This is a genomic window from Moorena sp. SIO4E2 (genome assembly GCF_010671945.1).
Lineage (GTDB): Bacteria > Cyanobacteriota > Cyanobacteriia > Cyanobacteriales > Coleofasciculaceae > Moorena > Moorena producens.
In genome coordinates, this window is record NZ_JAAHIE010001409.1 from 1 (window position 1) to 1,075 (window position 1,075).

Annotated in this window: 1 protein-coding gene; it reads left to right on the top strand. The window is 44.0% G+C overall.

What is annotated here, in order from left to right; translation table 11 throughout:
• Nucleotides 1–257: 257 nt before the first annotated feature.
• On the top strand, nt 258–992 hold the full coding sequence (locus F6K37_RS44065; RefSeq protein ID WP_287257437.1) for a hypothetical protein: 735 nt from the start codon (nt 258–260) through the stop codon (nt 990–992).
• The last annotated feature ends 83 nt before the right edge of the window (nt 993–1,075 follow it).

Here is a 1,075-nt window from a genome sequence, read left to right on the forward strand (position 1 = left end):
GATATAATTCTTGTCTCATTCTCGATTGGTAGGTCGTATTGACAATTTATGACCTATCTTTTTTTACCATAATTCGCTCAATTTAATATATATCAAGGGTTACAGGCCGCTTGTCGCCCCCCCAGAATTTGATCACCTAGATAGAATTTAGACTGACAAAGTTAAAAATGTCGTGGCTACTCGACCTGGGTAGTCAGAAAAAGTCAATCAGGGAATCTCTATCTCATTTCTTTGTTGACGTTCGAGTAGAAACCTCGATGATAAACAACAGCTTTTCTGTGCTTAATTCCCAAAGCAATCTACAACCAATGGCTACTACTGGTGATTTGGACATCACCAATAGCTCGATTAACGTCGAGCCCCCTATAGAGAGTCAAAGAATTATAGATTTTGATGACATTGACCAAGTGTTTGATCTCGAAATTCAGCCTCAAGATGGAACAACCGCGAATATCACCAAGATTGAAATTAGTAGTCATCGAACAGTAGACCCAGATGACCCTCTCGTCAAGATCAGTAGCAGTGCGACGGCTACTAACATGATTAGTCCCAATCCCTTGGCCAAAAGCCACACTAACGGAACAGGCGACTCTGGTGGCGGTGTGGTAATGGTCAGCAGTAGCAGCACGGCTACTAGTACCATTAGTGACAATCCCTCAGCAGATTTAAGCGATCGCAGTGACAATACCTCAGAGGATTTAAGCATTCGGGTAGCGTGGCCAAAGGCCAATCCCATTGTCAGTATCCATGGCACAGCCATGGTTTCCAGCACCATAAGTAACCCTAACACCAATAATTATCAGATTAGTGGTGCTGCCACTGTCACCATTAGTGAGGACATCGTTGGTACTATTACCAATCCCATTGATTCCCTACTTGATTCCTTCCTGACTCCATCTCTGTTCACTCCATCCCTGTTGACTTCATCTCTAGGTTTTCCTAGTTCTAGGATTGATCTTGACCAGAGTCGTTCGCGCAGCGTCGGGCTTTGACCGAATCACTGATTTGATCAATTTGTGGGCATCACTCCTAATATTGGTGCCTCTGTAGCTCAACCCGAAAGAGGACTTGACCT

Bases quoted from the DNA above. Each gene is read 5' to 3' on its own strand.
- F6K37_RS44065 (WP_287257437.1), top strand. From the start codon at position 258: ATGATAAACAACAGCTTTTCTGTGCTTAATTCCCAAAGCAATCTACAA.